17 protein-coding genes are annotated in these 19214 nt (G+C 63.5%); 4 read left to right on the top strand and 13 right to left on the bottom strand.

The genetic code is table 11. From position 1 onward, the window contains the following. The first annotated feature begins 61 nt into the window (after window positions 1–61). From AB5K84_RS22795 to AB5K84_RS22785, 3 genes are all read left to right on the top strand, one after another. Complete coding sequence (locus tag AB5K84_RS22795; protein ID WP_011087497.1) at window positions 62–640, top strand: CAP domain-containing protein; 579 nt, start codon at window positions 62–64, stop codon at window positions 638–640. A gap of 91 nt (window positions 641–731) precedes the next feature. Beyond that, window positions 732–1145 carry a GFA family protein gene (locus AB5K84_RS22790; protein ID WP_038967262.1) on the top strand — a complete coding sequence of 138 codons (414 nt, stop codon included), beginning with the start codon at window positions 732–734 and terminating at the stop codon, window positions 1143–1145. Between the two features lie 25 nt (window positions 1146–1170). After that, window positions 1171–2349 (top strand): aminotransferase class V-fold PLP-dependent enzyme, encoded by a 1179-nt coding sequence (locus AB5K84_RS22785; RefSeq protein WP_063921469.1) that lies wholly within the window; start codon window positions 1171–1173, stop codon window positions 2347–2349. Between the two features lie 16 nt (window positions 2350–2365). On the opposite strand, the gene AB5K84_RS22780 is transcribed toward AB5K84_RS22785, so the two are convergent. The 6 genes from AB5K84_RS22780 to yajC are packed head-to-tail and all read right to left on the bottom strand — an operon-like array spanning window position 2366 to window position 8019. After that, entirely contained in the window at window positions 2366–3610 is a 1245-nt protein-coding gene (locus tag AB5K84_RS22780; RefSeq protein WP_011087499.1) for a threonine ammonia-lyase, read from the bottom strand. 45 nt (window positions 3611–3655) lie between these two features. After that, the gene (locus AB5K84_RS22775) at window positions 3656–4519 is read right to left on the bottom strand and encodes a phytoene/squalene synthase family protein (RefSeq protein WP_011087500.1); all 864 of its coding nucleotides are present in this window, start codon (window positions 4517–4519) and stop codon (window positions 3656–3658) included. Continuing rightward, complete coding sequence (locus AB5K84_RS22770) at window positions 4516–4899, bottom strand: Mth938-like domain-containing protein (protein WP_011087501.1); 384 nt, start codon at window positions 4897–4899, stop codon at window positions 4516–4518. The genes AB5K84_RS22775 and AB5K84_RS22770 overlap by 4 nt, the downstream gene beginning before the upstream one ends. Before the next feature lie 60 nt (window positions 4900–4959). Then, window positions 4960–5979 carry a protein translocase subunit SecF gene (gene secF / locus AB5K84_RS22765; protein WP_011087502.1) on the bottom strand — a complete coding sequence of 340 codons (1020 nt, stop codon included), beginning with the start codon at window positions 5977–5979 and terminating at the stop codon, window positions 4960–4962. Between the two features lie 10 nt (window positions 5980–5989). Beyond that, window positions 5990–7594 carry a protein translocase subunit SecD gene (secD, locus tag AB5K84_RS22760; RefSeq protein ID WP_011087503.1) on the bottom strand — a complete coding sequence of 535 codons (1605 nt, stop codon included), beginning with the start codon at window positions 7592–7594 and terminating at the stop codon, window positions 5990–5992. Between the two features lie 47 nt (window positions 7595–7641). After that, window positions 7642–8019, bottom strand: coding sequence for a preprotein translocase subunit YajC (yajC, locus tag AB5K84_RS22755; RefSeq protein WP_011087504.1), 378 nt, complete (start codon window positions 8017–8019; stop codon window positions 7642–7644). A gap of 180 nt (window positions 8020–8199) precedes the next feature. On the opposite strand from yajC, the gene AB5K84_RS22750 reads away from it, so the two are divergent. Further along, window positions 8200–9204: an ATP-binding protein gene (locus tag AB5K84_RS22750; RefSeq protein WP_011087505.1), complete on the top strand. Its 1005-nt coding sequence runs from the start codon at window positions 8200–8202 to the stop codon at window positions 9202–9204. A 76-nt stretch (window positions 9205–9280) separates the two neighbouring features. On the opposite strand, the gene AB5K84_RS22745 is transcribed toward AB5K84_RS22750, so the two are convergent. The 7 genes from AB5K84_RS22745 to AB5K84_RS22715 form a co-directional block, all read right to left on the bottom strand. Further along, window positions 9281–10744, bottom strand: coding sequence for an arylsulfatase (locus AB5K84_RS22745; protein ID WP_011087506.1), 1464 nt, complete (start codon window positions 10742–10744; stop codon window positions 9281–9283). A 105-nt stretch (window positions 10745–10849) separates the two neighbouring features. Further along, window positions 10850–11917, bottom strand: coding sequence for a SphA family protein (locus tag AB5K84_RS22740; RefSeq protein ID WP_162494106.1), 1068 nt, complete (start codon window positions 11915–11917; stop codon window positions 10850–10852). Window positions 11918–12200: 283 nt separating this feature from the next. Next, a complete protein-coding gene (locus tag AB5K84_RS22735; RefSeq protein ID WP_049832412.1) occupies window positions 12201–13178 on the bottom strand; it encodes an HAD family hydrolase in 978 nt (325 codons plus the stop codon). A 284-nt stretch (window positions 13179–13462) separates the two neighbouring features. Further along, window positions 13463–15139, bottom strand: a complete 1677-nt coding sequence (locus AB5K84_RS22730; RefSeq protein ID WP_038967256.1) for an arylsulfatase — start codon at window positions 15137–15139, stop codon at window positions 13463–13465. A gap of 100 nt (window positions 15140–15239) precedes the next feature. Next, on the bottom strand, window positions 15240–16235 hold the full coding sequence (locus AB5K84_RS22725) for a formylglycine-generating enzyme family protein (RefSeq protein WP_011087510.1): 996 nt from the start codon (window positions 16233–16235) through the stop codon (window positions 15240–15242). A 620-nt stretch (window positions 16236–16855) separates the two neighbouring features. Beyond that, window positions 16856–18241 (bottom strand): LysM peptidoglycan-binding domain-containing M23 family metallopeptidase, encoded by a 1386-nt coding sequence (locus tag AB5K84_RS22720; protein ID WP_011087511.1) that lies wholly within the window; start codon window positions 18239–18241, stop codon window positions 16856–16858. Window positions 18242–18350: 109 nt separating this feature from the next. Further along, on the bottom strand, window positions 18351–19001 hold the full coding sequence (locus AB5K84_RS22715) for a protein-L-isoaspartate(D-aspartate) O-methyltransferase (protein WP_011087512.1): 651 nt from the start codon (window positions 18999–19001) through the stop codon (window positions 18351–18353). Window positions 19002–19214: the final 213 nt, after the last annotated feature.

The raw sequence follows: 19214 nt of genomic DNA, 5'->3' as shown, positions 1-19214 counted from the left end.
GCCTTGAAGCGTCCACATTGGCGATAGAGAAGCAGTCGGATAACGCAGGCGTGGCGGGGTCATGAGCACTCGGGGGACGATGAGGCATCGCGTGGTCGGCGGCATGATCGCCGGCCTTCTGCTGTTGGCAGCGACGCCCGCAATGGCCGAAACCCCGGCCGAGCTGATCTCCAGCTTCCGCCTCAAGCACGGTGAAGTTCGCGTCGTCCGCGATTCAACCCTCGACCGCATCGCCATGGACCAGGCGCGCGCGATGGCGGCGAAGGACGACCTCAGCCACGACGCTCTCGGACCGTTCAACCGCCGCGTCGCACCGGCCGGCGCGGGGCGCGCCGCCGAGAACATCGCCTATGGCTACGACAATTTCGAGAAGACGCTCGGACAGTGGATCGACTCGTCCGGACACCGTAAGAACCTGTTGCTGCACAACGCCTCCCGCGTCGGCATCGCCAGCGCCAAGAATGCCAGCGGCAAGCGAACCTATTGGGCCATGGTGATCGCAGGCGACTACGAGCCGAAGGGCAAGGGCAAAGGCAAGAAGGACGGGGAGCCGCTGGTTGCCGTGAAGCGCGAGGCCGCGCCCGCGAAGAAGCCAAAATCCAGCGAGTGCCACATCAAGCTGCTCAGCCTCTGCATCTGAGACGACACGCTGCGCGGCAACCACTGTTGCGTGCGCTCCTCCGGCCGGCCAATATGCCATGCCGCTGTCTTGGACCAATTCGAGGCGATCAATGGCCAAAAAATACACCGCTCAATGCGCCTGTGGCGCCATCAAGTTCGAATTCGACACCGATCCGTCCTTCATCGCCAATTGTCATTGCAACGACTACAAGCGCGCCTCGGGCGGCGAGATGGCAACTTTCTTTGCCGTGCCGGAGGATGACTTCACGCTGCTCAGCGGCAAGCCGAAGGCCTTTCACTACGTCGCGAACTCCGGCAAAGGCCTCGACCGCAACTTCTGCCCCGAATGCGGCTCGCGGGTGTTCACCTCGAACCTCGACAGCTTCCCCAAAACGGTCTTCGTTCAGTTGGGAAGCCTCGACCGGCCCGACCTGGTCGCACCGAAGCTCGAGATGTTCACCAAACGTCGCCTGTCGTGGAATACCCCGCTCCACCTGCCGCAGTTCGAACAGATGCCGCATTGACGCGGCCAAAGCGCGAGAGCCCCGTTTGATCGACATCGACCAAATACGCATCGACACACCGGCCGCTGAGCGGATCGCCTATCTGCACAACGCAGGCGCGGCGCTCATGCCGACGCCCGTCGTCGCGGCGATGAAGGAGCATATCGACCTCGAGAGCGAGATCGGGGGCTATGCCGCCGCCGACCGCGAGGCGCGCCGGCTTGATTCAGTCTACAGCTCGGTAGGCCGCCTGCTGAATGCCGCGCCCGATGAGATCGCGCTTCTGGAGAACGCGACGGTCGCCTGGCAGATGGCGTTCTATGCGCTTGCGTTTCGCAAGGGCGATCGCATCCTGACCGCCGAGGCCGAATACGCCGCCAACTATGTCGCCTTTCTTCAGGTCGCCAGGAGAACGGGCGCGGTTATCGAGGTCGTGCCGAGCAATGCCAGCGGCGAGCTCGACATCCACGCGCTCGAACGCATGATCGACGAGCGCGTGAAGCTCATCGCCATCACCTGGGTTCCGACCAACGGCGGGCTGGTCAATCCCGCGGCGGCCGTCGGCAAGATCGCGCGGGCGCACGGCATCCCCTATCTGCTCGACGCCTGCCAGGCGGTCGGCCAGATGGCCGTCGACGTCGAAGCCATCGGCTGTGACATGCTGTCGGCAACGGGGCGCAAATTCCTGCGTGGCCCGCGCGGCACCGGGTTTCTCTACGTTCGCCGAGCTCTGCTGCAACGGCTCGAGCCGCCGATGATCGACCACTTCGCGGCGCCCTGGGTCTCGCGCAATCAATATCGGCTCCGTGACGATGCGCGCCGTTTCGAGACCTGGGAGAACAATTACGCAGCGCGGCTCGGGCTCGGCGCTGCCGTCGACTACGCGCTCGAGATCGGCATGGGCCCGATCGAGCAGCGCTGCCGCCTGCTGGCGGACCGCCTTCGGGGCGGCCTCGCTTCCGTTCGCGGCATCACCATTCGCGACCTCGGACGCACACCAGGCGCCATCGTCAGCTTCACGATGGACGGGTATGAGGCGGACGCGATTGTCAGTGGTGCCGCTGCCGCCGGCATCACCATCGGTGCTTCACATCCGTCGAGCACCCGCATCGACGCCGAGATCCGGGCGCTGCCGCCGCTCGTGCGCGCCTCCCCGCATTATTACAACACCGAAGCCGAGATCGACCGGCTGATCGGCCACCTCGCGGGCCTGACGCCGCGATAGCGGACGGCCGCGCCGCTCAGGTGCAGCGCGCGCTCAAGCCGGAAGCACTGAGCCTCGCCATGACCTCGTCGAGATGGGCGCTGTCGCGGGTCTCGATCACGAGTTGCAGTAGCGTCGCCTTGGCCGGCAGGTCGGAGAAGGTCCGCTGATGCGAGACCTCGATGATGTTGGCGCCAGCCTCGGCCAGCAGCGCAGCCACCGCCGCCAGCTGCCCGGGCCGGTCAGGAATGTCGAGGGACAACTGGGTCAACCGTCCCTCGCGCGCCAGTTCGCGGGTCAGGACGGAGGCGATCAACCGCGTGTCGATATTGCCGCCGCTCAGCACCAGGCCGACCTTCTGGCCGGCAAAGCGGGACGGGTCGGACATCAGCGCGGCAAGGCCGGCGGCGCCGGCGCCCTCGACGACCGTCTTCTCGATCGAGATCAGGGTCGCGACCGCGCGCTCGAGCTCGGCCTCGTTGACCAGCGCGATGTCGTCGACGAGGCGCCGGACGATTTCAGTCGTGATCTTGCCGGGCGACTTCACCGCGATGCCCTCGGCGAGCGTATCGCCGCGCGCCGGCAGATTGCCGTCATGGATGGCGTTGTACATCGAGGGATAGAGCCAGGCCTCGACGCCAAGAATCCGCAGCGATGGCTTGATCGATTTCGCGGCAATGCCGATCCCGCTGATCAGGCCGCCACCGCCGATCGGGACAACCAGCGTGTCGAGCTCCGGCACCGCCTTCAACATCTCCAGCCCGACGGTGCCCTGCCCCGCGATCACAAGCGGATCGTCGTAAGGGTGGACGAAGATCATGCCGTGAGCTTCACCGTGGCTGCGCGCAAACGCGGCCGCCTCCTCCAGCGTCGCGCCCGTCACCACCACCTCCGCGCCGTGGTGCTTCGTGTTCTCGATCTTCACCATGGGCGTGCCGACCGGCATCACGATGGTGGCGGGAATGCCGAGCCGCCTGGCGTGATAGGCGACGCCCTGCGCGTGGTTGCCCGCCGACATGGCGATGACGCCGCGCATACGCTCCTCCGGCGTCAGCGCGGTGAGGCGGTTGAGCGCGCCGCGCTCCTTGAACGAGGAGGTGAACTGGAGGTTCTCGAATTTGAGCCAGATGTCACAGCCGCAGATGTTGCTCAGCGTGCGGCTGTAGCTGCAGGGCGTCTCGACGACGGCACCGCGGATGGTCTCGGCGGCTGCCTGAATGTCACCAGGCGCGACCGGAAGGCCGCTGAGATCGGAGGACGTGGTTTGGGACAAGTCAGCCATGGGACAGCATAGAGCATTTGCCCGGCTCGGGCGACAAGCCAACCGCTATTTGGTAAATTCCCGGGAACGTGAAGCCCGCCAGAGCGTCCACAGCGTGCGCAGCCGCGACGAAGGCTGCGGCGCAAACGGATTGCGTCCCGGACGCGCCAGGCGCTTGAGGTCGGCCTGCGCCTGGCTCAGCGGCAGGAACGCCGGCCGCACCGACGACGGCGCCTGCGCCAGCAGCGACGAGGCTGTCGTCGCATGCTGCCGGGCCTCACCCGCAAGCTGCTCGAGCACCGCATGGAGGTTGGGCGTCTGCCTGCTGGCGAACACATCCTCCATGTTGCAATTGTGGCTCGCCAGCACCTGCTGCGGCAGGAACAATTGCCGGTGCGCGGCATCGCGCGGCAGGTTGACGATGACCTGCACGATGCCCTGCGCCAGCCCGGCATGACGGGCAAGGTGCTCGACCGCCTCCGACGGCGGCCCCATGATCCGTGCCGCGAGCATGAACAGCGCCGATGAAGTCGCGGCCAGATAGCCTTCCAGCGCCGCCATGGTCGGCATCGGATCGTTGTAGAGATCGAACTGATGCTCGTCGGCGAGCAGCGACAACGGCTCGACCGGCAGGTCGAAATCGCGGATCGCGCGCAGCAGCTCGGCCGCGACCGGATTGCCCTCGGCGCTGCCATGGACATGGCCGGCAAGCATGTCGGTCCACCATTGCAGGCGGATCTCGCCGGGCAAGGGCTGGCTCACCTGGTCGCGGACCCGGACGATCTCGACATTGAAGGCATAGAGCGCGAGCAGCGCACGGCGCTCGGCGGCGGGCGCGAACAGGGTCGCGACATAGCGCGGAAAATCGTGGCTGCGCACGAGATCGGCGCAGAAGGCGACGGAATCGGGCGAAGATGCAGCGCTGCTCATGGCACGGCGATCAGCGCGGCCGCAACGCGGCGCCGTTCGCCGATCATGATGTTGTAGGTGCGCACGGCCGGGCCGGTCTGCATCGTGTCCAGCACCACCCTCACCGCCTTCAGAGCCTGCCGCAGCGCCGGCGGCGGCAGCCAGACCCCGGTTCCGGTGCCAATCAGGAGCGTATCGATGCTGTTGGCGGCCGCGAAGACCCGATCCAGCGAATAGCGGTCGATCTTCGCGGGGTCCGTCACATCCCAGGCCCAGATCGCGTCAGGCAGGCAGAGCAGCGATCCCCGATGCGACATGCCGGCAAAGGCGAAGCCGCCCTTGCCATAGGCCTCGATCGGCGCCGAGCGCGGGAAATGCGGTGCGTTGGGATCGCCGGCCATGAGGTTCGTCCGAATGGGCTTACTGCCCTCGCAAACGCGTGCGAGGGCGTGCGGTTCGGATCATGCCTTGTTTTTCTTCGCCGGCGTAGCCGTATCCGGCGCATCTTCGCGATGCTCGCCGACGCCGAGATAGATCAGGATCGGCGCCGCGATGAAGATCGAGGTGTAGGTGCCGACCAGCACCACGCCGAACATCATCACCGCGGTGAAGCTGTGGATGGCGTGACCGCCGAACAGCAGCAGCGCGAGCAGCGCCAGCGTCACCGTGACGTGGGTGATGATCGAGCGCGACAGCGTCGAGTTGATGGACTCGTTGAGCAGCTGCGGCATCGGCATCTTCTTGTAGCGCCGCAGCATTTCACGGATACGGTCGTAGATGACGACCGTGTCGTTGAGCGAATAGCCCAGAATGGTCAGAAGCGCGGCGATGCTGGTCAGGTCGAAATCGACCTGACTGATCGACATGAAGCCGATCGTCAGCACGATGTCGTGCACGTTGGCGATCATGGCGCCCAGCGCGAACTGCCATTCGAAGCGGAACCAGAGATAGATCAGGATCGCGACGATCGCGAGCATCAGGCCGAGCATGCCGTAGGCCAAGAGCTCGCCGGCGACGCGCGGACCGAGCACCTCGACGCGGCGGTACTCGATGGAATCGCCGAGCGCGGTACGGACCTTCTGCACGGCCTCCTGCTGGGCGGTATCGCCGCCCGGCTGCTCCGCGACGCGGATCAGGACGTTCTCGGGCCCGCCGAACTGCTGGAGCTGGACCTCGCCCAGACGCAAGCCATCCAGCGTCGTGCGCATCGCCGCGATGTCGGCGGCGCCGGACTTGGCCCGCACCTCCAGCAACGTGCCGCCCTTGAAGTCGATACCGAGGTTCAGGCCGTGGGTGAAGAACAGCGTGATGGCGACGATCGACAGCGCCGCCGAGATCGGGAAGCTGATGCGGCGGAATCGCGTGAAGTCGAAATGCGTGTTGTCCGGGACGATGCGCAACGACGGCAGCAAGCCGAGGGCCGCGACCACGGTGAGAATAGTAATGAGGACGCCGAGCCCGATGAGAACGGTGTGATTCACAATCAGGCTCCTAGATCGGCACGCTCTGCGGCCGCTTCCACCGCACCCACCCGGCGACGATCAGCCGGGTCAGGGTGAAGGCGGTGAACACCGTGGTGATGATGCCGATACCGAGCGTCACGGCGAAGCCGCGCACCGGGCCGGTGCCGATGTAGAACAGCACCGCGGCGGCAATGAAGGTGGTGATGTTGGAATCGAGGATGGTCGCGAGCGCCCGCTTGAAGCCGGCGTCGATCGCCGAGATCGCGTTACGGCCGCCGCGCAGCTCCTCGCGGATGCGCTCGTAGATCAGCACGTTGGAGTCCACGGCGATGCCGACGGTGAGCACGATGCCGGCGATGCCGGGCAGCGTCAGCGTGGCGTTGAGCAGCGACAGCAGGCCGAAGATCATGGCGACGTTGATGGCCACCGCGATGTTGGCGAACACCCCGAACAGCCGATAGGTCACGAGCATGAAGATGATGACCAGGATCGAGCCGACGTAAGCCGCAAGCTCGCCCTTCTCGATCGAGTCCTGGCCAAGGCCCGGACCGACGGTGCGCTCCTCGACCACGGTGAGCGGCGCCGGCAGCGCGCCGGCGCGCAGGAGGATCGCGAGATCGTTGGCCGATTGCACGGTGAAATTGCCGGAGATCTGGCCCTGACCGCCGGTGATCGGCTCGCGGATGACAGGCGCCGAGATCACCTTGTTGTCGAGGACGATCGCAAACGGCAGCCCCACGTTTTCCTGCGTGGCTTGCGAGAACTTGCGCGCGCCCGACGTGTTGAACTTGAAGCTGACGACCGGCTCACCCGTGCGCTGGTCGAAGCTCGCCTGGGCATCGGTCAGGTCGCCGCCGGCGACCAGCACCTGCTTCTTGACCACGTAAGGTGTGGGCGGTGGCGAGGCGCTCATCAGCAGATCGGATTCCGGCGGCAACCTGCCCTGCTGCGCCTGATCCGGCGGCACGGAGGTGTCGACCATGCGGAATTCCATCTTCGCGGTCTTGCCCAGCAGTTCCTTCAGGCGGGTCGGGTCCTGAAGACCGGGGACCTGCACCAGGATGCGGTCGTTGCCCTGGCGCTGGATGACGGGCTCGACGGTGCCGAGCTCGTTGACGCGGCGCTCGACGATCTGGATCGATTGCTCGATGGTCTTGCGCATGCGGTCGAGCATCGCGGCCTGCGGGATGCTCAGGCGGATAACGCCGCCACCGGCATCGGTCACTTCAAGGTCGCGTTGACCGCTGGAGCCCATCAGACCGCCGAGCGGCTGGGCCAATTCGCGCAGCTTGGCGAGCGCCGGCTGCACATCGGTTTCCTTGGTGATGCGAACCTCGGCCGCGTCGTTGCGCACGGTGACGCCGCCGGTGAAGCCGATCTTGGCATCGCGCAGCGTCCGGCGAACGTCGTCGCGGACCTGGTCCAGCCTCTCCTTCTTCACATAGTTGGAATCGACCTCAAGCAGCAGATAGGAGCCGCCCTGGAGGTCGAGGCCGAGCACGAGCCGGCGCTGCGCCCAGGCCGGCCAGGTCTTGACCTGTGCCTCGGGGAAGAAGTTCGGGACCGCGCAGAGGCACACGATCAGCGCCGTCAGGATAATCCCCAGCGCCCTCCACCGCGTGAAATACAACATCGACTGGACCTGTCAGATCAGGAGACTTGAGATGCTCGCGGAAGCGTTCACTTCGACGCGGCGTCGTCCTTGGCGGCTTCCTTCGCGCTATCCTTGGATTCCTTCGCCGGCTCGCCCTTGGCGCGCACGCCGGAGATCATCTGGCGCATCTGCCGGACGCGGACGCCGTCGGAAATCTCGAACTCGATCTGGTCGTCATCGACGACCTTGGTGACCTTGCCGACGAGGCCGCCCGAGGTCACGACGGTGTCGCCGCGACGGATGTTCTTCACGAGGTCGGCGTGGTCACGGACCTTCTTCTGCTGCGGACGCAGAATCAGGAAGTACATAATCACGAAGATCAGGGCGAACGGCAGCAGCGACATCAACATGCTGTTGGTGTCGCCGGCGCCCGCGGCCTGGGCATACGCAGGGGTAATCAGCATTCGGACGATCCTTGTGACAACGGGGAAAGCCGGTCAGGCCCTCAAAGGCGACCGGCTCGGTCAAATTCGCGCGGACTATAGCGGCCACCGCCCCAATTGCAACGCTGCCAGACCGTCCTTTTGGTCACCTTGCGGCGCGCCGTCAGGCCCGATAAGGCTGCATTCTCAGGAACTTCGGACATGCCCAAAAAACCAAGCAAAAGCCCGGCCGGCAAAGGCCCCCGTACCCCTGCCAGGAAGCCTGCCCGCGTCGCGGCAAAACGCCCCACGGCAGCCTCCAAAGCAGTCTCCAAGGCGATCTCCAAGGCAGCGCCTGACCTCAACCAGGAGCGGATCGTCCTCGCCCTCGAGACCATTGCGGCGCACCTCTCCGCCCAGGGCAAGCCGGCGGCCGAACCCGAGTCGTTCGACCGGGCGGATGCCTATGTCTGGCATCCGGACGGCCGTCTCTCGGCGGTGCCGCGGGTCAGCCGCGTCGAGCTGTTCCTCCTCAAGGGCGTCGACCGGATGCGCGACATCCTGATGGAGAACACCGAGCGCTTCGCAGGCGGCCTACCCGCCAACAACGCCCTGCTCTGGGGCGCGCGCGGCATGGGCAAGTCGTCGCTGGTCAAGGCCGCGCATGCCAGCATCAATGCGGACCGCAAACCGGCCGACAAGCTGAAGCTGATCGAGATTCACCGCGAGGACATCGAGACTTTGCCCGCGCTGATGGAGCAGTTGCGCGCCTCGTCCTTCCGCTTCATCGTGTTCTGCGACGACCTCTCCTTCGACGGCAATGACGCCTCGTACAAGTCGCTCAAGGCCGTGCTCGAAGGCGGCATCGAGGGCCGGCCCGAGAACGTCATCCTCTACGCCACCTCCAACCGCCGCCATCTGCTCGCGCGCGAGATGATCGAGAACGAGCGCTCGACCGCGATCAATCCCGGCGAAGCGGTCGAGGAAAAGGTGTCGCTGTCGGATCGCTTCGGCCTCTGGCTCGGCTTCCACCGATGCAGCCAGGACGAATATCTCGCCATGGTGCGCGGCTATTGCAGCCATTTCGACATAAAGGTCGATGATGAGGCGCTGGAGCGCGAGGCGCTGGAATGGTCGACCACGCGCGGCTCGCGCTCGGGCCGTGTCGCCTGGCAATTCGTGCAGGAGCTTGCGGGACGACTGGGCGTGAAGCTCACGGCGCAGTAGCGGTCGGATCGTAACCCACTTACGGCTGTCTTTCCCCGAAGGCGGGGAATCAAGGGCGCGTGCGCATAAAAACCGGTTATGGCGGCGTGTAGGGATCTGGGGTGCCAAGTTTGATTGGAGGGTACTTCTTGAAGCTCGCTTCCAGTTCTCCGATGATTCTCACTGCGGGATCGGCGACCCAGGAGTTTTGCGCGGCAACATCACGCTCCTCCTTCCGGTCGGTCAGTAGATTGATGACTCTCGGCAAGGGCAATTTCTGCGGCGTGGCGTACATAGTTTCCTGCCAGATCAAATGGACTTTCCAGTTTCGCCATTTGACGGCTGACAGCCGGTCGGCCACGTAGGCGGGGAACCCTTCGCGGTTAGAGGCCTCCTGCTTGCCCAAAAAGAAATCTAGCTGATCCACGCCGTCAATCGCGCGATCCGTAGGGACCTCTGCGCCCCCGACCCGCGCAAGCGTCGTGAAGAGGTCGACGGTGTGAACGATTTCGTTGCTGATGCGGCCCGCCGGCACCTTGCCGGGCCAGCGAATGATGAACGGTGCCCGCAGTGAACCTTCCATCGCCGTGAAGTAAGTTCCGCGCCAAGGTCCGTTGTCACCCTCCCAGGGGTTGGTTGCCTCCGGGCCATTGTCGCTGGCGAATATCACAAGCGTGTCGTTTTCGATTCCTGCTTGCTTGATGGCATCGAGGATTTGCCCGGTGCGGTAGTCCATTTCGGCCAGGCAATCGGCCCAATCGCCGTTGCCGGTTCTACCCGCGAACTCAAGATTTGGAAGCGTCGGCATGTGAACGTGCGCGAACGGGACGTAGGCATAGAACGGCTTGCCTGAGCTCGCGTTGCGCTTGATGAACTCCACCGCACGGCTGGTGATCTCCGCGTCCATGGTGCGGCGGCGATCCTCATCCAGCACGGCGACCTGTCGAGGTTTATCGCCCTTGCGTGCTTCATAGATATGTTGAGGGTGAACGACTTTCGCATTCCAACCCTGCCTGTTTCCGACCGACGGCCACATGCTTCGTGTCTCGTCCAGGGACGGCCACATCGCCTCGTCATACGTGCGCGGGATGCCATACCACTCGTCGAAGCCCTGATTGGTCGGCATCCGGTCTTCGGCGCTGCCGAGATGCCATTTGCCCCACATCCCGGTCGCGTAGCCCTGCCCCGACAACAGCTCCGCGGTCGTGATCTCCCACTGTGTTAATCCGTCGGGGATGCCGCCGATCGGAACTTCGTACGTTCCGGAGCGGATGGCAAAGCGTCCTGTAAGCAGGGCCGATCGGGACGGCGTACACTGCGCTTCAACATTGAAGTTGAGGAGGCGGGTGCCCTCACCGGCGAGCGCGTCAATACGTGGCGTGGGCGCGCCGCGGAGGATACCGCCGCCATATACGCCCAACTCGCCGTAGCCCAGATTATCCGCGAGGATGACGACAATATTGGGATTCTTAGGTTGCTGCGCTGCGGCAGGCGCGCTCGCAATCGCTATGGCGGCCACTGATGCCAACGAACCGAGCCAGATGGTTTTGCTCTTCGGCATTTTTTGCCCTCAGATCAATAGGCCACCTTCCGACCAAGCTCGGCACCAATTCCCTACGTGCCGCTAGAGCCGGTTGCCGGTTTGTGCCTTTCTCCAGTTGATCCCCTACTTCGTCACCCTGTGCCGGGTCGGCGCAACGGTGCTTTCAGGTGCGGCGGGCGAAATCGCAAAGGTCAGCCAGGTATTCCAGCCCGACGGCCGGTTCGCCGCCTCGAATTCGCCATATCCCTTTATGTTCAGATATCCCTGCATGCCGCCGATCGGAAAAAGATAGCCGAACTGCGGACCGATGCCGAAAACTCGCGACCTGAATCCGCCAAGGGCCGGCAGTCCGCCGGTATCGTTGGAGACCTGCTGATAGGCATAGCCGACCAGACCTACGAAGGCCTGCTTTGAGAGAAATTTCGACGCGCCCCAATCGAAGTGGAAATCGACGCCGCTCTGAACCAGCGTGTCCGGGTTCTTGAAGTTGTATGTGAAGCCGCCGACGCCGGAGAATTCATATCCCGTCATCGGGTTGAGGTAAGTGTAACCCCCGCCTGCGTCGATGGCGCCATGACCGATACCGATGTTGGAGAGGCGGCTGGGTTCATAGGCGCCGACTGGAATGTCGCCGGTCACATAGGTCATGTAGTTGTGGACGCCGTCGTGCCACTTCATCGAGACCATGGGATAGAGGTCGCCGAACCCGGTGAGCGAGTCCGATATGCTTCCCGTGCGGGTCGCCGAAATCGGACCGAACCCAGTCGTCAGCGTGCCGTCAAGGGTCGTGCTGTTTCGGCCGTAAACGCCCATGACACCGACGGACAATTGCCCGCCGAGGACCGGCGTCGCGAACGTATACGTCGGAGCCAGAAACAGCAGGTCTGGCGGCGCTTTGAGATTTACGTTCAAGTTGACATTGACGTTCGGAGAGAAGCGGCCAATCTGAACTTCTCGGGCCGCTGCGGCAGCACCGGAGGCGGACACACTGGTGTGGTAATAGATCGTCCCGAGGGACCAGCCTGGGGCGGTGGGTGCCGCTGCCAGACTGCCGAACAGCCCCGGGACCCAGAACGAGATGCCGCTCTCGTCGGCGCTCGCGATTTGCGGCGAAAACGTGAGAGCTGCAACCACAACCGCGCTGAGCAGGGTCGGTTGAGAGGCACCCGCAAATTCCAACGTGGGCTTCATCTGCAATCTCCTAGCGGTTCGACGGATGCATCGAGATTTGGCGGTCGCGAACCCACCTTCCGTTTTAAGACCTGGTCCCGTCATCAGGCCTAAGCCTATCTCGAGACCGAAGGAATCGGAGTTTCGTCTACGGGCTGTAAGTAAGGCATGCTCCGGACCCGATGTCCGTTGTGAATTGGCCACATCTAAAAATATAGTCGGGTGCTATGCCAACGGCGTGCATTGAGCTTAATGGCTGGCTGCGCACTGCATTCGCGCAACCGTGGGTCTTACGATTTCACCTCTAATCAAACGAAAAGATACTCTTCCAGTCGTTCTTCATGTCCACAACGGTCCACCTGTTCAGCGCTGCAGCATCGAGAGCGACATCGAGCTTGCCGAAATGTGATTGGCGATCGTAGGCATATTCGCGTTCCGCATCGGTATGGTGGACGATCAGGCCGAACCGCGCGCCACTGGTACCGAGCGTCGCCCATTGCAGCATTTCGAGGTCGCCATCGGAGTTGCCGAAGGCGGCGATCGGACGCCGGCCGATGTGGCTATTGATCCCGATCGGTTTGCCGGCCTTGTCGTCGATGAAATCGATATCCGGCAAGCGAAATAGAACCGGCGTGCTGTCGCGCATCTCATACCGGGTCTTGATTGACGATCCGACGACCTGCTCGGGAGGCACGCCATAAATCGCCTCGGTCCATGGTCGCATGAATTCGACGCCGCCACCTGACACGATGAAGGTCTTGAAGCCGTTGGTGCGGAGGTAAGCGAGCAGTTCGAGCATAGGCTGATAGACAAGTTCGGTATACGGACGCTTGAAACGGCCATCACGCGCGGTCGCAAGCCAGTCTGTGACGATCTTCTCAAACTCCGCCGTCGTCATGCCGGCGTGAGTTACCGCCAGCAGCTCGGCCACGCCCTTCTCCCCGAAAGCTGCGAGCGCCTTCAAGTCGCCATTCAGCACTGCCGCGAAGGGCTGCTTGTCCTTCCATTCCGGATGCATAGGCGCAAGGACCTTCACGCGATCCAGCGCAAACGCCAGTTGTACATACATCGGCTGTTCGATCCAAAGCGTGCCGTCGTTGTCGAAGGTTGCGATGCGTTGATCGGGGGGCACGAAATAGGGTCCACCGTTCTCCGTGACCCGTGCGACGAAGTCGACGATCGAGGCTTTCGTCGGGCCCTCGTTCCAGGACGGCAGAGGACCGGCTTGCGTCTGGGCCATGGCGGACGTGGAACGCAGAGCGGCAGATAGAAACGGAAGCATCGCCAGAGACGAGAGCAGTGCGCGCCGGTCAAGGCGTGATCGCGTGATCTGTTTCATTGTCGATCCGTTTCGATCGTGCGGTCCCTACTGGCCAACATTGAAGCGGCCACAAGCGAAACTTCCGCTCAGCAGCAGATCGCGGCGTTTCATTCCGCCGTCCGATTACGGCGGAACGTCGTGGGATTCTTCTGGCGGACGCTTGTTACTCATGACGTGCTCCTCCTGTTTGCTCGCGATTCCGTTGGCGGGCGCCCTATGTCGGGCGCCCGCATCAAGCATCCGAGCTACTGGCTCGGGTGCCCCTGACCCTTCTTGAGCTGTTCCATGACCTGATCCAGGTTGTAGCTCGCGGGATCCTGAAGGGGTGGGAACTCCTTGTAGGATTCCAGCTCCTTCAGCCACAGCACCTGCCCGATGGGCAGCAGGTTCCAGTCGTATATGTAAGCCGTGACCGGCCCGGCGAGCGCGCCGCTGAACCAGAAACTCGCCTTTTTCTCATCGCCCCACGACGTCTCGAATGGATCGCGCTTGAGGTTAACCATGCCGGCTGCGAACTGGGTCTGGACTCCCGGCGAGAGGAAGCCCGTCGCGGTTTCGGGCGCGATCGCGAAATACATCTTCCAATTCTTGTAGCGCACCGCCGACGGGTGGCTGCTGGAATAGTAGAAGAAGGTATCGCGCGCCGACTTCTCCGAACGTCCCGAGAGGTACTCGGTCTGGTCGAAGCCATCGAGCCTGGTCTTGACGATGCCCGGATAGGCGCCGGCCATGATCCGCTTGTTCAGCGCATCGCCCTTGGCTCCGCCGGCGATATTGACAAGCGTGGGCAGCCAGTCGAGCGACGCGAAGATGTCGTTCTTGACCGTTCCAGGTTTGATGACACCCGGCCAGCGAATGACACACGGAGCGCGCATGCCGCCTTCCCAGGTGTTCATCTTCGAGCCCTTGAACGGGGTCGTGCCGCCGTCCGGGTAGGTGAACGTCTCGGCGCCGTTGTCGGTGGTGAACACGACGATCGTATTGTCGAGTTGGCCCATGTCCTGGAGCTTCTTCAGCACGTAGCCAATGTTGTCATCCATCTGCTTCATGCCGGCTTCGTTGACGCCCCAGTCCTTGCCACCCGGTTCGCCGACCATTGCCATGTACTTGTCGTTAAGCACGGTCGTCACATGCATGCGCGCCGGGTTGTACCAGACGAAGAAAGGCTTGCCCGTCGTCTTCGGGTCGTTGCGATCGATGAAGTCGATGACCTTGGCCGAGATTTCCTCGTCGACACCCTTCGATCGCTCGAGCGTCAGCGGGCCCTGGTCGATGCACTGCTGAGTCCTGGATGTACCATCCGACTTGCACGACAGGACGTTGCGCGGAGGCGTCAGGCAAACCGTCGTTAGCGGATCGACCGCGCCCGGTACTTCCGGGATACCGGGGATCGGCGTATTCTTGCATGGCGGGGCAACCGTCTGCTGGGTCGGGGACTTGTTGATGTCCGGGAAGCTCACGCCCTGCATCGCATCGAGGTGATATAGGTAGCCCCAGTATTCCTGGAAGCCATGCGCGGTCGGCAGCGCGTCGGTGTGGTCGCCGAGATGGTTCTTGCCGAACTCGCCGGTGTTGTAGCCGAGATCGAGCAGGAATTTCGCGATGGACGGGGTGCCGGGCCGCAGATAGGACGGGCTGCCGGGCAGTTGCGGAGGTATCATCCCGGTGCGCAGCGGATTCATGCCGGTGAAAAAGGCATTGCGGCCGGCCGTGCAGCTCTGCTCGGCGTAATAGTGCATGAAGATCGCGCCTTCGTTGCCGATGCGATCGATGTTGGGCGTTTCCCCGACCATCAGGCCGCGGTGGTAGATGCTCGGCTGCATCCAGCCGATGTCGTCGCCCATGATGAAGAGGATATTGGGTTTCTGTGCCGGCTGTGCGGTTGCCGGCGTGCTGGTCGGCCCGGACAGCGACATCAACATCGTCGCGCCAAGCAGCGATGCGCAGGACCGCTTGTGCCAACCAGGTGTCTTGCGTGACTTGTCGGGCAATATAGTACTCAACATGGTTACGCTCTCCTGTTTAATATGCGTCAGCGGCTCCTCGCCTGACGCACCGAAAGCCGAGATGACTCGTGGAAGTATCGATCGGCTCCGCATGCCGCGCAGCCGGCCGGTAGCGTCGGCAGTAATTCGGCGCGCACAAATGCGAGCCGCCTTTGATGACCTTTCGTGGAATCTTGACGTTGGTCGTTCTGGGGTCGTAGCTATCGGCCTCACGGCCGCCGCGCGGGTTCTCTGGAATGCAACAGGCTTTTGCAGCGTCGGCTTCATGCCGAGGCGAGTACCAGTCGGACGTCCACTCCCAGACGTTGCCGATCATATCGTGCAGCCCGTATCCGTTCGGCGGGAATGCGGTGACCGGCGAAGTCCGTTCGTATCCATCGTCCCTGGTGTTTTGGCGCGGAAATTCGCCCTGCCAGGTGTTGGCCATGTGGCGGCCGTCCGGCGCAAAAACATCTCCCCACGCGAACTCGGCGCCATCCAGCCCGCCGCGCGCCGCAAATTCCCATTCCGCTTCGGTCGGCAAATCCTTGCCAGCCCATCTTGCGTAGGCGAGCGCATCGCTGAAGGCCACATGCACCACGGGATGATCGTCCAGCCCACGGATGTCGCTGCCCGGCCCGTAGGGATGTCGCCAGTCCGCGCCCTTGGCGAAGGTCCACCACTGGCTGAAGTCCCGGAGACTGACCGGGTGCGCGGGCGGAGAGAACACCAGCGAGCCCGCGTAGATCATATGCGGGAGCATTCCGGGATAGTCCTTTGGATCGGGCGTGATCTCGGCAACGGTGACGTGGCCGGTAGCCTTGGCGAACGCCTTGAATTGCCGGTTCGTCACTGGATGGCAATCCATCCAGAACGCATCCACGGTGACGCGGTGAACCGGCGCTTCCTCCGGATAGTGCCGATCCGAACCCATGCGAAACGTGCCGCCCGGCACGTACAGCATCCCCTCACCTGCTGGTTGCTGGTACGATTGTCCGGAATCAGGCGACGATTTCGTATCAGCCAGCTTCATGCCGGTCTCCGCCCCGTGTGTCGTTGGCCTGCGCTGCTACGGAGGGGGAACGCCCGACTTCCAGGTTGATCTAGATCAAAGGGGCCCGGTCGGGTCATTCACGACGGCGCTGGATCGCCAGCAAGCCCTGCCATGTCCGCTGCGCCATCAAAACCGAAGCAGATTCAGAACATTAGGACATCGCACCGGCAGCCATCGGCTACTTTGTATGGGGTTGTTCTTCGATAATTTGATCGTCCGGTCACAAAAGCCTCAGGCCGAACCTGATCTCATTCTCTTTAGCGGCCTCGCGACCAACGCGTTCCAGGCTCCGACACCGGACCCTCGAATCATACGCGACGAACTCAGCGATTTTGAATGGTTCGGGATTCAGAGAGCTTGCCGGAAAAGAAGGAGCAAGCACAAACATTCCGCCGGAGCGAAATCGCATGAACGCGATCTGCTTCCGGCATTCGCCAAATTTTTTAATCCGAATTTTGCTGCGTGCTGATCTACGCCACAGTTCACGGCAGCGTCTCGGCCTAGCGACTGCTGTCTATGCAATACTGGATCGCCCGCTTTCGCGGGCAATGGCAGTTTCCTTGTGGCGATGGCCTGCCCTACTCCTCAGGCCCTACGCCTCACGCCCCGTTCAGGAATTGAAGCGGGTCAACCGGACTCGATCCCTTGCGGATCTCGAAGTGGAGCTGCGGCGACGCCACCTCTCCGGATTGACCCGACTTGGCAATGACCTGACCGCGCTTGATGGTATCGCCGCGCTTCACCAACAGCTCACTCGCATGGGCATATGCGGTGACGTAGCCGTTGGAGTGCCGAACCAGGACCAGATTGCCGTAACCTTTCAGCTCGTTGCCGGAATAGGCGACGACGCCGTCTTCAGCCGCCTTGACCGGCGTCCCCTCGGGCACAGCGAGATTGATGCCGTCGTTGGACTTGCCGTTGGTCTTGGCGCCGTAGGTCGTGACCACCTTGCCGCGCACCGGCCAGCGGAAAGTCGGCAGCGCGCTGGTGGTCTCCGCAGCTTTCGCAGGTGCCTCGACAGCCTTCTCTTCGACATTGGCGGTGGCCTGCGCCAGGCGCGCGCTCTGCACCGGCGCGGCGACAGCGGCCATCTTGGTGGCAGGCGCCGGAGCGGCCGCAACCGGCTGGAGTGTACCGGCGACCGGGGCTGCCCCGACTGGCGCAGCAACAGGTGCAGCGACGGCGGCGGTCTTCGCGCCGGGAACGGTCAGCTTGGTGCCGAGCTTGAGCTTCGCCGACGGATCGAGGCCGTTGGCGCGGGCCAGTTCAGCCGCCGAGATGTGATTCTTGCGGGCGATGCTGGCGAGCGTGTCGCCGCGGTTGACGAAGTGCATGCTCGGCGGCGCGGCGACGGCCGCAACCGGCTTCGCCGCCGGCGCCGCGGCGACGGGAGCCATCGCCGGCGCGGGTGCAGCCGCGGTCGCGCCCGGATGCGGGATGATCAGCTGCTGGCCTGGCGAGAGCGCACGTGGCCCCTTGTAGCCATTGGCGGCGAGGATCGCCTGCGGCGTGACGTGATAACGCTTGGCCAGCACGTCGAGCGTGTCGCTGGTGCCGACGATGATCTTGGTCCCGCCGGCCGGCTGGGCGGCCGCGACCGAGCGCGACGGCACGGTGGCCGTGGTCTCCAGATGCGGCTGCGCCGGGGGCGCGTAGGACCCGACGCCCCGCCCGCCACCGGACATCCCGCCGCCTGCCGCAACCGGATAGGATTGCGGCGCGGACACCGCCGGCGGCGGCAAGGGCTGCGACTGGTAATAACCGGGCTGCGTCTGCGGCCGCGAATATTGCGGCAACTCACGCTGCGGCGGCGGTGCCTGCTGCACCGAACCGGTCTGATCGGAGGCAAAAGGATTGGAGAAGTTCGACTGGGACAGCCGCGACGACATGTCGGCGCTGCACCCAGCGAAGCTGAAGGAGATCAGCGCCAGCACCGCGACCTGCGGTACGCGGCGCGAGTAAAGCAACTCGGCGACGACAGACATGGTTACTCACTCGTACGCAACAGAACTGGTCTTTTAAGTAAACACGCGCCGAGTAAATAACGGCTTAACCCTCCCAATAAGATGTTGGCCGCACAGCCAATCCGGAAATCTACAGCTCCCGCGCCACGCCGGGCAGTGCCGGCACGAAACGGACCTCGACGAGTTCCTTGCGGTCGATCCCGGTCGCGCTGCGGGTCAGACGGATCAGCGTCTGCACCCCCTGATGCGGGCCGACGGGCGCGATCAGGATGCCGCCCACCTCGAGCCGATCGACCAGGTTCTCCGGAATCTGCTCCATGGCGGCGGTGACGATAATGCGGTCGAACGGGCCGATATTGGCAGGCAGGTTGAGACCGTCGCCCAGCATCACCTCGACATTGTGATAGTCGAGCTTCTCAAGTCTGGCGCGTGCTGCGTCCGCGAGTTTGCGGTAGCGCTCGACCGTCAGCACCTGGCCTGCGAGCCGCGACAGCACGGCGGCCTGATAGCCGGAGCCCGTGCCGATCTCGAGCACGCGGTGCTGCTTCTGGAGCTGGAGCTGCTCGGTCATGTAGGCGACGACGAAGGGCTGGCTGATGGTCTGCCCGCACGCGATCGGCAGCGCGCTATCGCGATAGGCCACGTCGCGATCGGCCTCGTCGACGAACAGCTCGCGCGGCACCTCCTCCATGGTTCGCAGCACCGCCTGATCGCTGATGCCCCGACGCCTCAGCGTGAGCTGAAACATCATCTTTTCCGGCGGGTGCTGATGGGAGGTCATTGCTGCCAGTGTTGTCTCGTCAGGGTCCGGATCATCGCTTGCGGAGCTCAAGGGCTGGGGCAAGAATCCTGTTCCGGCTCAGGAACTCATGATAGCCTTTCGCCGAGGCATTTGACCACAAATTGGCTTGCAGCGGACTGGCTACGAAGGCCATTTTCAGGTGTCCGTTGGCCGAAACGCGCATTGCGTCGATTCGCGTTATCTGCGAACGTT

It is taken from the genome of Bradyrhizobium sp. 1200_D9_N1_1, from assembly GCF_052075915.1.
In the GTDB taxonomy this organism is placed as follows: domain Bacteria; phylum Pseudomonadota; class Alphaproteobacteria; order Rhizobiales; family Xanthobacteraceae; genus Bradyrhizobium; species Bradyrhizobium diazoefficiens.
This window is presented reverse-complemented; position numbering and strand designations above follow the sequence as displayed.